Annotated in this window: 16 protein-coding genes and 1 riboswitch; of the genes, 4 read left to right on the top strand and 12 right to left on the bottom strand. The window is 37.2% G+C overall.

Going from position 1 to position 18339, the window contains the following annotated elements; all coding sequences use genetic code 11:
* Positions 1–98 precede the first annotated feature (98 nt).
* The 5 genes from ABD692_RS20175 to murQ form a co-directional block, all read right to left on the bottom strand.
* Positions 99–476: a four helix bundle protein gene (locus tag ABD692_RS20175; protein ID WP_344769871.1), complete on the bottom strand. Its 378-nt coding sequence runs from the start codon at positions 474–476 to the stop codon at positions 99–101.
* A 72-nt stretch (positions 477–548) separates the two neighbouring features.
* A complete protein-coding gene (metH, locus tag ABD692_RS20170) occupies positions 549–4250 on the bottom strand; it encodes a methionine synthase (protein ID WP_344769869.1) in 3702 nt (1233 codons plus the stop codon).
* A gap of 170 nt (positions 4251–4420) precedes the next feature.
* Positions 4421–4524: riboswitch (SAM riboswitch) on the bottom strand.
* A 114-nt stretch (positions 4525–4638) separates the two neighbouring features.
* Positions 4639–5394: a Bax inhibitor-1/YccA family protein gene (locus ABD692_RS20165; RefSeq protein ID WP_316762684.1), complete on the bottom strand. Its 756-nt coding sequence runs from the start codon at positions 5392–5394 to the stop codon at positions 4639–4641.
* A 39-nt stretch (positions 5395–5433) separates the two neighbouring features.
* Positions 5434–6000 (bottom strand): hypothetical protein, encoded by a 567-nt coding sequence (locus ABD692_RS20160; protein WP_316762690.1) that lies wholly within the window; start codon positions 5998–6000, stop codon positions 5434–5436.
* Positions 6001–6099: 99 nt separating this feature from the next.
* A complete protein-coding gene (gene murQ / locus ABD692_RS20155) occupies positions 6100–6918 on the bottom strand; it encodes an N-acetylmuramic acid 6-phosphate etherase (protein ID WP_344769868.1) in 819 nt (272 codons plus the stop codon).
* 189 nt (positions 6919–7107) lie between these two features.
* On the opposite strand from murQ, the gene ABD692_RS20150 reads away from it, so the two are divergent.
* From ABD692_RS20150 to ABD692_RS20140, 3 genes are all read left to right on the top strand, one after another.
* Complete coding sequence (locus tag ABD692_RS20150) at positions 7108–8715, top strand: S41 family peptidase (protein WP_316762696.1); 1608 nt, start codon at positions 7108–7110, stop codon at positions 8713–8715.
* 12 nt (positions 8716–8727) lie between these two features.
* Positions 8728–9324 carry a short chain dehydrogenase gene (locus tag ABD692_RS20145; protein ID WP_344769867.1) on the top strand — a complete coding sequence of 199 codons (597 nt, stop codon included), beginning with the start codon at positions 8728–8730 and terminating at the stop codon, positions 9322–9324.
* Between the two features lie 83 nt (positions 9325–9407).
* Positions 9408–9926: a GNAT family N-acetyltransferase gene (locus ABD692_RS20140; protein WP_344769866.1), complete on the top strand. Its 519-nt coding sequence runs from the start codon at positions 9408–9410 to the stop codon at positions 9924–9926.
* Here ABD692_RS20140 and ABD692_RS20135 read toward each other — a convergent pair.
* From ABD692_RS20135 to ABD692_RS20105, 7 genes are all read right to left on the bottom strand, one after another.
* Positions 9916–10425, bottom strand: a complete 510-nt coding sequence (locus ABD692_RS20135) for a GNAT family N-acetyltransferase (RefSeq protein ID WP_344769865.1) — start codon at positions 10423–10425, stop codon at positions 9916–9918. The two genes, ABD692_RS20140 and ABD692_RS20135, sit on opposite strands and share 11 nt — an antisense overlap.
* Positions 10426–10487: 62 nt before the next feature.
* Positions 10488–11774, bottom strand: a complete 1287-nt coding sequence (locus ABD692_RS20130) for an MFS transporter (protein WP_344769864.1) — start codon at positions 11772–11774, stop codon at positions 10488–10490.
* 89 nt (positions 11775–11863) lie between these two features.
* Positions 11864–13969, bottom strand: a complete 2106-nt coding sequence (recG, locus tag ABD692_RS20125) for an ATP-dependent DNA helicase RecG (RefSeq protein ID WP_344769863.1) — start codon at positions 13967–13969, stop codon at positions 11864–11866.
* A 5-nt stretch (positions 13970–13974) separates the two neighbouring features.
* A complete protein-coding gene (locus ABD692_RS20120; protein ID WP_344769862.1) occupies positions 13975–14877 on the bottom strand; it encodes an EamA family transporter in 903 nt (300 codons plus the stop codon).
* A 2-nt stretch (positions 14878–14879) separates the two neighbouring features.
* The gene (locus ABD692_RS20115) at positions 14880–15260 is read right to left on the bottom strand and encodes a RidA family protein (RefSeq protein ID WP_344769861.1); all 381 of its coding nucleotides are present in this window, start codon (positions 15258–15260) and stop codon (positions 14880–14882) included.
* A 20-nt stretch (positions 15261–15280) separates the two neighbouring features.
* Positions 15281–15421 carry a DUF6728 family protein gene (locus ABD692_RS20110; protein WP_344769860.1) on the bottom strand — a complete coding sequence of 47 codons (141 nt, stop codon included), beginning with the start codon at positions 15419–15421 and terminating at the stop codon, positions 15281–15283.
* 75 nt (positions 15422–15496) lie between these two features.
* Positions 15497–16858 (bottom strand): OmpA family protein, encoded by a 1362-nt coding sequence (locus ABD692_RS20105; protein WP_344769859.1) that lies wholly within the window; start codon positions 16856–16858, stop codon positions 15497–15499.
* Positions 16859–17030: 172 nt separating this feature from the next.
* Between ABD692_RS20105 and ABD692_RS20100 the strand changes: the two genes are divergently transcribed.
* Entirely contained in the window at positions 17031–18320 is a 1290-nt protein-coding gene (locus ABD692_RS20100; RefSeq protein WP_344769857.1) for an aminopeptidase P family protein, read from the top strand.
* Positions 18321–18339 lie beyond the last annotated feature (19 nt).

Raw genomic sequence — 18339 nt, 5'->3', positions numbered from 1 at the left:
ACACGTTGTTCTTAATATTTAACAAATCCAATTCGAAGCTTTCTGTTTATCTCAATCCTATTTAATAAAGATTCGTTACGTGTTGCCTGGTTAGATGCCTATTTCACAAGTTGTTGGTAATATTTGATAAATCCACTTAGAAGCTTTCTGGTTATCTCAATTCTATTTAATAAAGATTTAAACAATTCAGCAGTTAAATAGCTTTGATCAAAAGCAATATAAGTTTGAGTTTCCAATTCATATATTGATCCTCTTGCAATGAAGAAAAATTGAATGCTGTCTTTTGGATAATTCCTTCCACACCCTTCTGCGATATTTGAAGCGATTGAAACAGCACATCTTCTCATTTGGCTAGTTAAACCAAACAATTCCTCTTTAGGAAATAACTTGGATGCAGTATAAATTTCATTCGCCAAAATCCTCGCCTCTTTCCAAACATCTAAATCGGTGTAAGCTTTTTTTTCTTTTTCTATCATGTTTATTCGACGGAAATCTTCTTTATGTATTATCTCCAAGACAGGTAACTGAAAACTCGCAACTGGCATCAGTTAATAGGCTAAATTCGGCGAAAGCCACCTTTCTACCTCTTCAACCGACATATCTTTACGAATGGCATAATCATCAATCTGATCTTTTGTAATTTTTCCTAAACCAAAATATCTTGATTGTGGATGAGCAAAGTAGAAACCGCTTACCGCAGCTGTTGGATACATGGCGTAACTTTCAGTTAAATGTAAATCGATTTTATTTTCTGCATCAAGTAATGCGAACAGCGTTCCTTTCTCGGTATGTTCAGGACAGGCAGGATATCCTGGCGCTGGACGAATTCCTGCATACTCTTCCTTAATTAATTCAGAATTGCTCAGGTTTTCTTCTTTTGCATAACCCCAGAACTCTTTACGCACACGTTCGTGCATACGCTCGGCAAAAGCTTCAGCTAAACGATCGGCCAAAGCCTTGGCCATAATGCTGTTGTAATCATCGTGATTCGATTCAAATTCCTCAACCAAAGCATCAATCCCAATACCCGCAGTTAAAGCAAAACCACCAAAATAATCTTGTATTCCACTTTCTTTTGGTGCGATAAAATCGGATAAGGCATAATATGGTTGTCCATCTACTTTCTCTGCCTGTTGACGAAGCGTGTGAATGGTAACCATTTGCTTATCACCTGTTGCATGTTGAGCGTTAGCTGGTAACACATCACCGTCAACAGACAACTGAATATCATCACCAACCGTATTGGCAGGCCAAAAACCAATTACAGCCCTGGCTGTTAGCAACTTACCATCCAAAATTCGTTTTAACAAAGTTTGCGCATCATCAAATAGCTTTTTGGCTTCATCGCCAATATTTTTATCATCAAATATTTTCGGATAACTTCCGCGAAGTTCCCAGGTATGGAAAAATGGTGTCCAATCGATATATGGAACCAATTCTTCCAAAGGATAATTATCGAAAACCCTGGTGCCTGTAAATTCAGGAACTGGAAGGTTTTGTTCGAAATCGATTTTGAATTTATTTTCTCGAGCCTGTTCAAGCGTTTTAAAACGTTTATCAGAACGTTTGTTTAAATGTGCTTCACGTGCTTTATCATATTCAGCCCTGATGCCTGCAACATATTCATCTTTTGTTTCAGGATTCATTAAGGTGCTACAAACGGTAACGCTCCTCGAAGCATCTAAAACGTGAATGGCAGGCCCCGAATAATTTGGTGCTACCTTAACTGCAGCATGAATACGAGAAGTTGTTGCTCCACCAATAATTAAAGGAATAGTAAAATTCTCACGCTCCATTTCTTTGGCGAAGTGAACCATTTCATCTAACGATGGTGTAATCAAACCACTTAAGCCAATTATATCGGCATTGATTTCTTTGGCTTTTTTAATGATTTCCTGTGCAGGAACCATGACACCCATATCTACAATTTCAAAGTTATTACAAGCCAATACTACGCCTACAATATTCTTTCCAATATCATGCACATCACCTTTAACCGTAGCCATTAAAACCCTACCCGCTGATGAACTTTGATTCTGGTCTGGGTTATCTAACTTTTCCTGCTCAATAAATGGTAATAAATAGGCCACGGCTTTTTTCATTACCCTTGCCGATTTTACCACCTGCGGAAGAAACATTTTGCCTGCGCCAAATAAATCTCCCACAATATTCATCCCATCCATTAACGGACCTTCAATAACCTGAATCGGACGGGGATATTTCTGACGAGCCTCTTCAACATCATCATCCAGGTATTCTACAATTCCTTTTACAAGCGAATGCGATAACCTTTCTTCCACCGTTCCTTTTCTCCATTCTTCATCTCGAACGACTTCTTTACCTTTACTTTTTATGGTATCGGCATATTCAACCAATCGTTCGGTAGCATCATCTCTGCGGTTAAGCAAAACGTCTTCCACACGCTCTAAAAGCTCAGGTGGAATTTCCTGATAAACCTCTAACATACCAGCGTTTACAATGCCCATATCTAAACCCGCCTGAATGGCATGATACAAAAAGGCAGAATGCATCGCTTCGCGAACGGTATTATTTCCTCTGAAAGAGAATGAAATATTCGAAACTCCACCACTCACTTTTGCATGTGGCAGATTTTCTTTGATCCACCTTGTGGCATTTATAAAGTCAACAGCGTAGTTATTATGCTCCTCCAATCCCGTTGCAACGGTTAAAATATTCGGGTCGAAAATGATATCCTCAGGAGGAAAACCAATTTCACTGACCAAAATATCATAACTTCTTTTACAAATCTCTTTTCTACGTTCGTAATTATCGGCTTGTCCTTGTTCATCGAAAGCCATTACCACTACCGCAGCACCGTATTGCATAATTTTACGAGCGCTCTCTCTAAATTTATCTTCGCCTTCTTTAAGTGAAATCGAGTTTACAATTCCTTTTCCCTGCAAGCACTTCAAACCATTTTCAATAACCGACCATTTAGAAGAATCGACCATGATTGGCAATTTGGCAATATCAGGTTCTGAAGCAATGAGGTTTAAGAATTTGGTCATGGCTGCTTCTGAATCGAGCATACCTTCATCCATATTCACATCAATTACCTGTGCGCCACCTTCTACCTGTTGCAAGGCAACGGCAAGAGCAGCTTCGTAATCTCCGCCTAAAATCAATTTAGAAAACTTTGGAGAACCTGTGATGTTCGTTCTCTCCCCAACGTTTACAAAAATACTGTCTGGTTTAATAGTTACTGGTTCCAAGCCGCTTAAACGCATAAAAGGCTCAATTACTGGTAATTTTCGTGGAGCTGCCTTTCTTGCATTATTCGCAATACAACCAATATGTTCTGGCGTTGTGCCACAACAACCACCCACAATATTTACAAAACCTGATGCAATAAAATCATCAACCAAGTGTGCGGTTTCATGCGGTTGCTCATCATAAGCACCAAACTCATTTGGCAAGCCTGCATTGGGATAAGCAGAAACATAACAACCTGCTTTATTTGCCAATTCTTCAATGTGAGGCCGCATTTCTTTTGCCCCTAAAGCACAGTTAAAACCGATACTTAAGGGTTTTGCATGCATCACAGAATTTAAGAAAGCTTCTGCAGTTTGTCCAGATAAAGTTCTGCCCGAAGCGTCGGTAATGGTACCAGAAATCATAATTTCCAGTTTCCGCCCAATTACTTCTTCGTATTTTTTGATGGCTACAATAGCCACTTTAGCATTTAAAGTATCAAAAATGGTTTCAATTAAGAGTACATCTGCACCACCATCTACCAAGCCACGTACCTGCTCGTAATAAGCTTCCTCTAATTCATCAAAATAAACGGCTCTGTAACCAGGGTCGTTTACGTTAGGCGACATAGAAAGGGTACGATTAGTTGGGCCAATAGCGCCAGCAACGAAACATTTCCGATCAGGATTCTTTGCCATAAACTCATCAACCGCTTCCTTGGCAACTCTCGAACCTTCGAAACTCATCTCGTAAGACAAATCTTCCATCTGGTAATCGGCCATGGAAATACGTTGTGTACTGAAGGTATTGGTTTCTATAATATCAGCGCCCGATGTTAGATATTCGAGGTGTATGGCTTTGATAATATCAGGGCGTGTAATGTTTAGCAAATCGTTATTGCCTTTAACATCACAAGGATGATTTTTAAATCTCTCCCCTCTAAAATCTTCTTCCGTTAAAGTATAACGCTGAATCATGGTACCCATCGCACCATCGATTACCAAAATACGTTTTTCTAATTCTTCTCTAATGCTCATTTGTTGTTTCTAGTAGCAAGTTGTTAGTGTCGAGTAGCAAGATTTCTTGACATCGATCTAACTGCAGATAACGAGCAAAAAATATTAGACGAACATGTCTTTATATTTGATACTTTATACCTGATACTTAAAAAGCTTATCTTAAAAGTTGGCGTGTAAACTACCACTAAAACTTATCTGCTCTCGCCACTGCTGAGATTAGAATGTAGCACCTTGTTGGCACAGGTTGCTAAGACTTCGTTGGGTCTAATCCCTCCGTCTTTCTTAATAAGCATACAAAAATGCAACAAAGCAACATCAATTCCAAAAATTATCGCTTTGCTACCAAATAAAATTACAAAGGCCACGCAAAACTGCATGGCCTTAAGAATATTGTTCTGTTTACAGATTACTTTCTGCTTCCGAAAATACGAAGTAAGAAAAGGAAGATGTTTAAGAAATCCAAGTATAAAGATAATGCTGCAACAATGGCCATTTTCTTAGATTCTACTTGTAAAACCTGCTCGCCACTTGCTTCTATTCCTTCGCCAATACGTTTAATTTTTTGAACGTCGTAAGCGGTTAAAGCTGTAAAAATAGCGATACCGATGAAAGCCATAAATAAACTGAATTGCTCACTTTGAATAAACATATTAACAACACTCGCAATAACTAAACCGATCACGCCAACCATTAAAATTGGTCCGAATTTACTTAAATCGATGTTTGTGGTGTAACCCATTACAGCCATAATACCAAATATACCAGCAGCACCTGCAAAACAGCTTACTACCGAACCTGAAGTGTATGCAAGAAGGATAAAGCTTAAACTGATACCTGTTAGTACCGAATACAAAACAAAAACTCCAACTAATGCTGGGTATGAAAGTTTACTTAAACCAAAACCCATTAGCAGAACCAAACCAAGTGGTGCAAACATAGCAATATAGCCAAAAATTGACATACCAGCTTTTCCTGTTTCTGGATTGATATTAATTAAGTATTGCATAAATTGTTCGTTTGTACCGAAAAGATATGCAGCAACTGTTGATAAGCTTAATGCCACAAACATCCATAAGAAAACATTTGCGAAGAATTTCTTAGAAACAGAACCTTCTTGTACAAAAACGCTGTTTTCCTGATATTGATAATTTTGTTGTTCCATTTTTTATTTTGTGTATTTAATGATTTTAAAAATAACAATTTAGTTCAATCTTTTTGTCAGTAATTCTTCAACTTTCTTAAAGAACTGTAACGGTTTTAGTGTACGCCAGGGAAGATTATCAAAAGCACCACCAAAATTAATATAATAATCGATGCTATTATCTTTAAACTCCTGAATAACGTGCTCCTGGAAATTTACGCCCACAATCCAGCCATCTTCTACTTCCTGAAACCATTCTTCATAATAACTATCATCAGAAGCATGGAAGTTTAAAACATTCTCACCAATAAGGATGAATTTGTTTATGCCTTCATCCATCATCAACTCTAAAATATCCCGTTTGAGCAGCATGATGTCGTTATTTATCGCATCATTCCATTCACCGATTAATTCAATTATAGCGTAACTCCGATCGTAATCTGCATAGAGCACTTTCATGTAAAGCGTGTTCGATCCAAATTCATCCCACTGCGGATGGAGTAAAAAATTGTAAATCTGTTTATCGAAGTAAAGTTCCGAATATTCGGTATTGTAAAATGGCGAACGCTCATCTTCTGCCGAAATGTATTCATCTCTCCACTGGTAATAAGGTTCGATTTCGTGCATTTTAAGTTAAAAGTTGAAGGTTAAAAGCTAGCTAATGGCTTTGCTAAAAATTAAACTATATGGGTTCTTTCTGAAAATTCGTCCTTAAACAAGTAGCTTTTAACTTTTAACGCCTTGTTGCTTTGCTTCTACCGCTTTTCGTACGCTTCCATGAACCGATAAAAGATCGGCAGCTTCATCATAACCAATATTTAATTCGTCGGCAACCATTTGTATCCCTCTATCAACCAATTTATTATTAGTTAACTGCATATCAACCATTTTGTTTCCAACAACACGCCCTAACTGAACCATAACTGTGGTACTCAGCATGTTTAAAACCAGTTTTTGCGCCGTTCCAGATTTCATACGAGTAGAACCTGTAATATATTCAGGTCCGACCACTACTTCTACTGGAAAATCAGATTCCGCCGCAATTGGGCCTCCCGTATTACAAACAATGCATCCTGTTAAAACGCCAAGTTTTCGGGCAGTATTTAAGCCGCCAACCACATAAGGGGTAGTGCCCGATGCCGCCAAGCCTACTAAACAATCATGTTCATTAATATCGAATTCCTGTAAATCCTTCCAGGCCTGCTCTGCATCATCTTCGGCAAACTCAACAGCTCTTCTAATTGCCGTATCGCCACCTGCAATAATACCTACAACCCAATCAAACGGCACACCATAAGTAGGCGGACATTCTGAAGCATCGACTACGCCTAAACGACCACTCGTACCCGCTCCGATATAAAAAAGACGACCGCCTTTTTTCATTCTTTCGGCAACTGCCGAAGTTAGTTTTTCGATCTGAGGCAAAGATTTTTCTACTGCAAAGGCTACAGTTTTATCTTCGTTGTTGATGCCCTGCAAAACTTCCATTACCGACATTTTATCGATGTCGTTGTAGTTTGATTCTTGCTCGGTAACTCTGTTCATAAATTTAATTTTGATAAAATTCGGTAAATTCTTTCTAAAAACTACCCTAAAAAACGAAAAATATATGTTATAAAATTAGCTGAACGGTTTTTTGGCGTTAATTTATGTTAAAAATTAGAAACAAAAGACGATAAAATGTGGTTAAAAAAATAATCAACCCGCTAATTTTCATAAATTTGCATAACGCCAATGAAAAAGAATACCCGTAATAATATCCTAATCGCGACAAGCTATTCTGTAATTTTAATAGTTGGGATGTTTTTGGGCATAAAATTCATCAAAGACCAGGGTTTTGGCGTTAAAAAAAGTCCTTCGTTAACTGCAAATAATTCTGCAAAACTAGATGAAATCCTACATATCATTAATGGAAATTATGTAGATGACATCAACACGGATTCTTTGCAAAATTTACCTATCGATAGCGTCTTACATCAACTAGATCCTCATAGTGTTTACCTTCCTCCTGCAAATGCACAGGATATGCAGGATAATTTAGAAGGAAATTTTGAAGGGGTCGGCATAGAATATTATATGCTTAACGATACCATGATGGTTACAGGCGTAATTAAAGATGGCCCTGCATACCAGGCAGGCATAAAACTTGGTGATAAAATTTTAAGTATAGATACCGCGACTGTAAGCGGAAGAAATTTAGGCAAGGATCAGCTATCAGGCCGTTTTAGAGGCAAAGCTGGAAGCGGTGTAAACGTACTTTTAATGCACAGCGGAAACCAGCTACCAAATCGTGTAATGGTTACAAGAGGTAAGGTAAGTATCAGTAGCATTGATGCGGCTTATATGTTAAATCCAGAAACTGGTTACGTACGCATTAGCAAATTTGGTGCAAATACAGATAGTGATTTTAGTGCAGCAGCAGCAAGCCTGAAAGCAAAAGGAATGAAAAAGCTGATTCTCGATTTGCGTGATAACGGAGGAGGATACTTTAGTGCTGCAACTGGCCTAGCCGACCAGTTTTTACCCGAAAATAAGTTAATTGTTTATACGCAAGGCAAACACGAGCCACGTACGGATTACTTTTCGACGGGCAATGGGGCATTTCAACAAGGAAAATTAGCCATTCTGATTAACGAAAACACAGCGTCGGCAAGTGAAATTGTGGCAGGAGCCATCCAGGATTTAGGTCGTGGAATTATTGTTGGTCGCCGTTCTTTTGGTAAAGGATTGGTACAGGAACAATTTGCTTTTGATGATGGTTCGGCATTGAATTTAACTATTGCAAGATATTATACACCATCGGGGCGAAGCATTCAAAAATCTTATAAAAAAGGTTACGATGCTTACAAGCATGAATTAGATGAACGCATGAATGATGGCGAATTAACAGGCGATTTAACCTCGTTTAAAGATTCCCTCGAAAAAAATGGTGGCATAAATTTATCGCAGCCGAGAAAGCCGAAAACTACAGGTGGAATTCAGCCTGATATTTTTGTGAAACTCGATACCATTGGTTATAATAAATTTTACAGCAACCTGGTTAGCAAAAAGGTACTGTCTGATTACGTTTTTAACACCCTCACCAATAAATATAGTCAGGCGTATATTGAACAAAATGTAAATGTTTTTACCTTAAACGACCTTGATTTTAAGGATTTCATCGGTTATTTACAGCGCAAAAATGTAACCATCGATCGTTTTCAATTATACAATTCTAAAACCGTTATTCTAAACGATTTGAAGGCTTTGCTTTGCCGTTATTACTTAGGTGATGTTGGTTACTATAGAGCGGCAAACCAAAACGATAATGCAGTTAAACAGGCGTTAAATAGTCTTCAATAAAAACTCAATATTATGAAAATAATTATAGTTGGAGCTACAGGAACACTGGGCAAAAAAGTTTCGTTTGCATTTTCCCAAAATCACGAAATTATTCGTGTAGGTAAAACGAATGGAGATATTCAGGCAGATATTACAGATGAAAAATCCATTAAGGCAATGTTTGATAAGATCGGAAACTTTGATGCATTGATTTGTACAAGTGGCAAAGGCCCTTTCGCACCATTAAGCCAAATGACGGGTACTAATTTTAAAGAGGCTTTATTGGATAAACTTTTAGGACAAATTAACCTTGTTCTGATCGGGCAAAACTACATTAACAACAATGGTTCTTTTACACTAACCTCTGGCATACTTGCTGAGCACCCAGTTCTATCAGGTGCGGCATTAAGCACTGCAAACGGCGGCTTAAATTCTTTTGTTTATGCTGCATCAGCAGAACTTAAAAATGGCGTTCGTATAAATGCCGTAAGCCCAAATGTTGTAGAAGATTCTCCTTCTTACTTCGATGCTTTTCCTGGCGAAATTCCTGTAAGTATGGATAAGGTTGTTAAAGCATTCGAGAAAAGTGTTTTGGGTATTATAACTGGACAAATAATTAAGGTATATTAAAATTTAATTAACAAAAATTTGATTTAATTTTCAAGGAGTTAAATTACTTTTCTTATTATATTCAACCGTTTAAATTACCAGAAATGATAGAAACGGAACGCCTCATTTTAATACCGCTTAACCACGATCAGTTATTAAAATACATTAAAGATGATCATTCCCTTGAAAAAGAGTTTAATCTCTTTCCAACAAAAAAAAACATATCAGCCGAATTACAGGAAGCGTTGTGGCAAACCATATTGCCTAATGTATTCGATAAAGATAAAAACTACCTCTATCACACTTTGTGGACTATTATTTCTAAACCCGACCACAGGATGGTAGGTGATATTTGCTTTGTTGGCGAACCAGATGCCAATGGCGAAATCGAAATTGGTTATGGTACTTATGAGGAATTTAGGAACCGTGGTTTTATGACGGAGGCTATTGCCAGGATTATAGAATGGGCAAAGGAACAGCAAAATGTAAAAAGTATTTCAGCATCGACCGAGATCGAAAATGTTGCTTCCTACTCTATATTAAAGAAAAATAACTTTATTAAAATTGCAGAAGGCGAAGGGATGTATGCCTGGAAATTAGATTTCAGCCAATCTATACTTTAATCTCAAATAAGCTTAAGCTTATTCCTTCATAGTGTTTAGGTAAACCTTCGGTTTCCTGCATCGTTACTACGCCCACATAATCAAAACCGCAACCAGTGTAATAGGCTAAAAGTTTTTCGTTATCGGCCCAAGTATCCATTCTGATATATTTTATGCCATTTAACGGAGCGAATGCTTTAGCCCATTTAATAATTTCTTTAACAAAAGAATAGCCTCTAAACCCTGGATGCGTAACAATACGATGAATGTAAATAGAATCGACATCCTGATCGCCCCAAATTAATTTATCTTCAAAAGTTACCGCGAAAATGCAGGCGACCTCGCCATTAACCAAGATTTTATATTGTCTGTTTTCAGCAATTTCTGTTTCTACAAGGCTTCTGCTGAAACCCTGCCAGTGTTTATTAAATACTTTTTTTTGATGAGCAATTGCCATATCGTAAAACTGAAAAATAGTTTCGATATCAGAAATTTGGCTATTTATTACCTGAATTTGCATACAACGAAGATAGGAAATACAATTTGAGTTAATTTGTCTTTCTGTTGAGATGAGGTTAAGAATTAAGCGGCTTTAGAAGTTTGCTCATTTATATCTTGAAGGCTTAACTTCGTAAGTGATCTTGTTTTCAACCAGGTTAAAAATGCAATGCCAATTGTCATGCTTCCACCAAATACAACTGCTGGAACCAACGTTAGCAATTTAGCCGATAAACCAGATTCAAACTCTCCTATTTCGTTTGATGAACCAATAAACATGCTATTTACCGCAGATACTCTTCCTCGCATATCGTCGGGCGTAAGCAACTGCATAATGGTTTGACGGATAATTACACTTACACTATCGAACGAGCCTTCCAGAAACAGGAAGAATAGCGTTAAATAAAAGTTTTTCGACAACCCATAACAGATGATACTTAGGCCAAAACCCGTTACCGCGATAAGTAAATTACGCCACGGTTTGCCCATTGGAGAAAAACGGGTCATAGCTAACATCGTAATTACCGCTCCAGAAGATGCAGCACCACGCATCATACCCAAACCGAACGAACCCAGATGAAAAACATCTTTAGCAAACATGGGCAACAAGGCAACAGCTCCGCCAAAAAATACAGAAAACAAATCTAAACTCATGGCCCAAACCATCATTTTGGTTTTAAAAACGAAGTTAATCCCTTCTTTTAAGCTGTGAAATATGCTTTCTTTCGGAACGTAAGTGGATGGATGCTTTTTGAAAGTGAAAATACAGATCAATGATATAGAAACCAATACAACAATTACGCTATACGCGGCCGTTATGCCCCAAAGCCAATTTACCAAGCCACCAACCAACGGACCAATAATCGTTGCCAGTTGCCAGCTGCTGCTATTCCATGTGCTCGAATTAGGATATAATTCTTTTGGAACAATTTTAGCCATCAGAGAGAATGTGGCGGGACCAAAGAAACCACGGGCCAAACCTATGCAGAAGACCAAACCGTACATAATCAATACAATTAAATCTTCTTTAAGATGAAGATATTTACTCGTTATGATCAACATTAAAACGGATGCGAACCATACGCCTGAGAAAATTTTGATTAGCAAACCACGTTTTTCGCTCTTATCAGCAATGTAACCACCATACAAAGCAATTCCTATAGCTGGAATGGCCTCACATAAGCCAACTAAACCAAGTTTTAATGGGTCGTGTGTTAAATCGTAGATATGGTAACCAATTACAACGGCCTGCATTTGATAAGCAAGTGTAAAGAAGAAGCGCATACCTAAAAAAGAGCGAAATTCTTTATAACGTAAAGCCGCAAATGGGTCTGGCTTGGTTAAAACGGAGTTGGGGTCTGAATCTGCCACTGAATATTTTTATTTGCAAAACTAAGTGTTGAAAAATTAAAATCGCAACAGAATTAAAACTACATTAGAAACCTTACCAAGATATGATATTAAGAGATTTTATCGAATGATATTCCTCTTTCAAGTTTTGTGAGATGTGCTTTAAGCAAAGCATTTTCAGGCTTTTCTAACTGTGGGTCTGTTTCAAAAAGTTCGATTACGGTATTTCTAGCTTCTGATAAGATAATCTGATCTTTAGCTAAATCAGCAAGTTTTAGATCAAGTACACCACTTTGTTGTGTTCCGGTAATATCTCCAGGCCCTCGAAGTTGTAAATCTATTTCCGAAATTTCGAACCCATTATTCGTTCTAACCATGGTATCTAACCGAACTTTACCTTCTTTGCTGAGTTTGTTTCCACTCATGAGAATACAAAAAGAATGGTCTGAACCACGCCCAACCCTTCCTCTTAATTGATGCAGTTGCGAAAGACCAAAACGTTCGGCATTTTCGATAACCATTACCGATGCATTTGGAACATTTACACCAACCTCAATTACCGTAGTTGCAACCATAATCTGGCATTTACCATCAATAAACTGTTGCATCTCAAACTGTTTATCTGCGTTTGGCATTTGGCCATGCACAATGCTGATCTGATAATCTGGACGGGGAAATTGATAGCTCAGCTGCTCTACTCCTGCCTCCAGGTGCAACAAATCTAATTTTTCGCTTTCTTTTATTAAAGGATAAACAATGTAAACCTGCCTGCCTTTTGCAATTTCCTGCTTCATAAAACCAAACATCCGCAATCTTTGACCTTCAAAAAGATGCTTGGTTTCAATTGGTTTTCTTCCTGCGGGTAACTCATCAATTACCGAAACATCCAGGTCGCCGTATAGAGTCATGGCCAAAGTTCGTGGAATTGGCGTTGCAGTCATTACCAGGATATGTGGTGGAATAACATTTTTACGCCAAAGTTTCGCCCGCTGTTCCACACCAAAACGATGCTGCTCATCGATAACCACCAATCCTAAATTTTTAAACTGAACCTTATCTTCAATTAAAGCATGTGTGCCAATCAGAATATCAATTTCCCCATTTTCCAACTGTTCGTGTAAAATGATTCTGTCCTTTTTCTTCGTATTTCCAGTTAAAATGGCAACTCTAACCAAATCATCGGTTACCAGTTCAGTTATGGAGGCATAATGTTGTCGAGCCAAAATTTCAGTTGGCGCCATCATACAAGCCTGATAGCCATTATCGTTTGCCAAAAGCATACTCATTAAAGCAACAGCTGTTTTCCCGCTTCCTACATCGCCCTGCACAAGCCTATTCATCTGAACACCGCGTTGGGTATCAATCCGTATTTCCTTAACAACACGTTTTTGGGCATTTGTTAATTCGAAAGGTAAAAACTCTTTATAAAAACGGTTAACCTTTTCGCCAACTTTCTCAAAAGTTACACCCTTAAATTTTAACTGGCGCAGTTGCTTATTATGCAAGAGCTGCAATTGAATAAAGAATAGTTCCTCAAATTTCAGCCTTCGTTCGGCAGCATTTAAATCTTTCTGGTTCTTAGGAAAATGGATATTCAGCAAAGCCATTCTTTTATCTGGAAGCTGATATTTATTTAAAATATAAGGTGGCAAATTCTCTGGAACCTGCGGAATAACCTGATCCAATAAACCGGCTATTAAGCGCTGTAATCCTTTCGAATCGAGATTAAATTTTTTAAGCTTTTCAGTTGAATTATAAACAGGTTGTAAAGTTAAATTACCTCGTCCTGCGGGTTTATTTTGATAAAGCTCCATTTCTGGATGAGAAATACTAAAAGTACCGTTAAACAACGTTGGTTTTCCAAAGGCTACATAAGCCGTACCAACCACAATATTATCTTCTACCCACTTTAAACTCTGAAACCAAACCAGTTCCATTATTCCAGTTTCGTCTTTAAAAACGGCAATAATCCGTTTGGCTCTTTTCTCCCCAATAACTTTTTTGCTAATTACCCGCCCAATAATTTGGATGTATTGAGAATCGAGATTAATCTGATTAATTTTGAAATACTTTGTTCTATCAATATATCGGAATGGATAATGTGCAAGCATATCCTGAAAGGTAAAAAGACCAAGATCTTTTTTTAAAACATCGGCCCTGCTTGGGCCAACACCTTTAATAAATTCTACAGGAGTATCTAAAACCGAATTGAACAAAATAATTAGTCTTTCTTGTAAGCAACACTTTTTAGCAATTGTGCATTAAAAATAATTATCGACAGCAGTAAAAGCAAGTAAGCAAATAACTGATGTATATCTATTTTCTCTTTAAAATAGAAAAATGCAACTGCAAAAGCAACTATCGGGTTTAAATATATCAAAATTCCTAAGGCTGAAGATGGCATCCCCAATAGCGCATACGAATTTAGAAAAAGCGGAATTATAGTAAAAACAATTGCAATTAAGAAAATGTGTGTCCAAAAATAAGTATCAGTAGGAAAAGCATTTGAATTTACAAAGTACATCGGCAACATGATTAATCCAGAAAGAATTAGCTGTACACCTAGGAAATTAAACTTATCTACTTGCTTAATAACTTTTAAAACAATTACATAAAGCGCATAAAATGAAGCTATAATTACCGCCCAGGCTACCTCATACAAAGAACCCGTTGCGAGTAAAATTATACTTATAAACGCTACAGCAATTGCAATAACCTTAGTTCTGGTAAGCCTTTCTTTAAGAATAATAAATCCACATAACGCCGTTATAAGCGGGCAAACCATGTACGCAAAAGCAGCCGCCTTTAAACTAACGCTATTTACCGCAAAAATATACGTAAACCAATTGCCCGTAATTAGAACAGCAGATAAAATAGTGAGTAACGCCAGCTTTGTTTTCTCACCTTTTTTTAATGATCGAACATGGATTATATCTTTTTTGAGTGCTGTTCTTCTGAATAAAAGAATGGTTCCCCAAACCATAATGATGGAAATAAATATTCGATAGTATAAAATTTCCTGGGGTGGGAAATGTTTTATATTTCTAAGCGGAACAGACATTGTTCCCCAGATAATGTAGGGAATAATGCCTGCTAAAAAGTATTTGCTTTTACTCGATATCAAAGTTATGATACAATGGCAATTACCGAAATTTCTACATTAACATTTTTAGGCAGTACTGATACTTGTACCGTTTCTCGTGCAGGAAAATCTGAAGTGAAGTATTTTCCATAAATCTCATTTACCTGAGTAAAGGTTCCCATATCAGTTAAAAAGATAGTGGTTTTTACAACGTTTTCGAAATCAAGGCCAGCCTCTAACAAAACCGCTTTTAAATTACGCATAACTTGATGAGTTTCCTCTTCTATATTGCTGATGTTTAATTCACCATTTTCGGGGTTAATAGCAACCTGACCAGATACAAAAAGAAAGTTTCCTGCTAATACAGCCTGATTGTATGGCCCAATTGGCGCTGGTGCATTGGTGGTTTTAATAATTTTTTTCATTTCGAATATTGTAGTGATTTTTAAGATTTAGTAAGCCATTGAATAAGCTTATAAATGATGCCCGCAAGAAAAACTAAAATAGCCAATGCATTAATAAAATGCATAATCCTTATATTAATGTTATTAGGTCTATTCGGATCCTTTTTTCTAAAGAAGTACATAAGGCAAATGTATGAAATAAAAAAAGGGTCGCGACATAAAGTCGCGACCCTTTTTTAAAATTTTATATTGAAATACTAGTTTCTAGCAGTTTCAACACGACGGTTTTGGATACGACCTTCTTCAGTATCGTTAGAAGCAATTGGATTAGCTTCGCCATTACCTTTAGTAGCAACTTGAGTAGCGTTAACGCCAGAGTTTACTAAGTAAGTTTTAACAGAGTTAGCTCTGTCTTTAGATAATTTCAAGTTATATGCAGCAGTACCTTCGCTTGAAGCGTAACCGTTTACAGTTACTTTACCACCGTTTTCACGTAACACTGAAGATAATTTATCTAAAGTAGGGTAAGACTCAGTTTTTAATACTGAAGAGTTGAAATCGAAACCAATTTTCTCAAAACCTGTTACAGTTGAAGAATCTTTAGCAGCTTCGAATTTAGGAAGTGGACATCCTGAACCATCAACAGCAGTACCTGCAGGAGTTCCTGGGCATTTGTCGAATTGATCAGCAACACCATCACCATCAGTATCTTTTTTCAAATCTTCAACAGATTTTTCAACAGCAGATACACGGTTTTTCAAAGCTTCAACTTCTTGACGTAAAGTTGGATCTTTTAACTCATCGTACATAGTAGCTAATGGGTTAGTCCACTCTAAGCTAGGTTTAGCAGAAGAACCTAAAGAGAATTCTAAACCAGCATAACCGTAAGAGAATTTATCTTTAGTAGTACCTTGAGCATAAACTCCATCAAAGTTATCAGCATCAATAAAGTTCATTGTGTAACCTAAGTTGAAGTTAACACGCTCAGAAACTTTAAATTTAACACCAACACCTACTGGAATGTACATGCCTTTTACGTAATCTTTAGCTTCATGTGGATCGCCTACAGGACCTGTAGCTTTACCTTTCCAATCAACAACAGCACCGTTAGTATAAGTTACTTTTGGAGCATAAGCCATATAACCAGCACCTGCAGTAACGAAGAAACCTACTGAATTCTCACGACGTAAGAAATCGATAGAACCAACGTTAACAACACCGCGTAAATCTACAGCATATTGTAATTGAGTTTCGTATTCTTTAGCAGTTGCACTACCTGGAGCAATAGGACCATTTGTAGAAACATTTGAACCTGAAACTTTACCACGAACACCATTCAATTCTAATGCAAAAGAATGACCTAATTGTTTACGGATATTTAAACCGTAACCTAAGTTAACATCCCATTGGTTAAAATCGTTAGAACCGCCAATAGCAACAACTGGAGCTAAAACACCACCGTTCACACCGATTGACCAAGTTCTGTACTGTCCTCTTCCACCAAATACTTTGGTAGAAGAAGTTGTTGCAGGAGCATCTTGAGCGACAGCAAGAGTAGCTACTCCTGTTAATGCCACTAAAGAAAGTGCAACACTTTTCTTTAAAGTAGAATAATTCATAATCTTTTTTCTTTTTTAAGGGTTAAACAATTTAATTGATTAATTTTTTAGTAACTGCAAAATTAAACAAAATATTAAATTTTCAAACTTTTATACAAACTCCGTTCCAAACTTCACTATAATTAATCATTTTCTTACATTTGGCCATCACCTATTTTACCTTATAATAGTTATGAAATACCCACAAATCAATCAGGATCTATTTATTTTAAATAGAAAAAACTTCATTAAAGAACTAAAAGACAACTCTTTAGCTATATTTCAATCGCAAGATGAATTCCCTAGAAGTGGCGATCAGAATTTCGTTTTCAAGCAAAATCCAGATTTATTTTATTTAACAGGAATCGATCAGGAGCAGACAATATTGCTGCTTTATCCCGATTGTCCTAACCCTTTGTACAGACAAGTCCTGTTTTTAAGACAGACAAATGATTATATTAAAGTTTGGGAAGGATATAAGTACACCAAAGAACAAGCAAAGGCTACCTCTGGTATTGAAAGCATTTTTTGGCTGGAAGATTTTGATAATATCCTGCATAGCATTGTGAATTATGCCGATAACATTTACCTAAATACAAATGAGAATGATAGGTATGCGCATACCGTACCTTATCGTGATATTCGCTTTATCGAGCAAATGCGCTCGAAATACCCTTTACATCATTACGAACGTTCTGCACCGATCATGAGGGGCTTAAGAGCTGTTAAATCAGATGTTGAAGTCGAACTAACAAAAAAGGCTTGTGGCATTACGCGTGATGCCTTTGAAAGGGTTTTAAAATTTATTAAGCCTGGTGTTAAGGAATACGAAATTGAAGCAGAAATTATTCATGAATTTATTCGTCAGGGTGGAACTGGACACGCCTATACGCCTATTATTGCATCGGGCCATAATGCAAACATTTTGCACTACATCGATAATAACCAGGAATGTAAAGCTGGCGATGTAATTCTGTTTGATTTTGGTGCAGAATATGCCAACTATAACGCAGATATGAGTCGTTCGGTGCCAGTAAACGGAAAATTTACCCAAAGACAAAAAGATGTTTACAATGCTGTTTTGCATGTAATGAAAGAGGCTACAAAGCTACTTGTAACAGGAACCGTATGGAATACATACCACGAGCAGGTTGGCGAAATTATGACGGAACAACTGGTTAATCTTGGTTTATTGTCTACTGCTGATGTTAAAAATCAAAACCCAGCGTGGCCTGCTTATAAAAAATATTTCATGCACGGTACTTCTCACCATTTAGGAATTGATGTTCATGATTTTGCAGGGCGATATACTTCATTCGCTGCAGGAAACATATTAACGGTAGAACCAGGTATTTATATTCCAGAAGAAGGCTTAGGTATTCGTTTAGAGAACAACATCCTAATTACAGCGACTGGAAATATTGATTTAATGGCCGATATCCCAGTGGAAGCTGCAGAGATTGAAGATATTATGAATGGATAGTATAACTGATGCACTCCAT

The sequence above is a fragment of the Pedobacter ginsengiterrae genome (assembly GCF_039537385.1).
Classification (GTDB): Bacteria; Bacteroidota; Bacteroidia; order Sphingobacteriales; family Sphingobacteriaceae; genus Pedobacter; species Pedobacter ginsengiterrae.
This window is presented reverse-complemented; position numbering and strand designations above follow the sequence as displayed.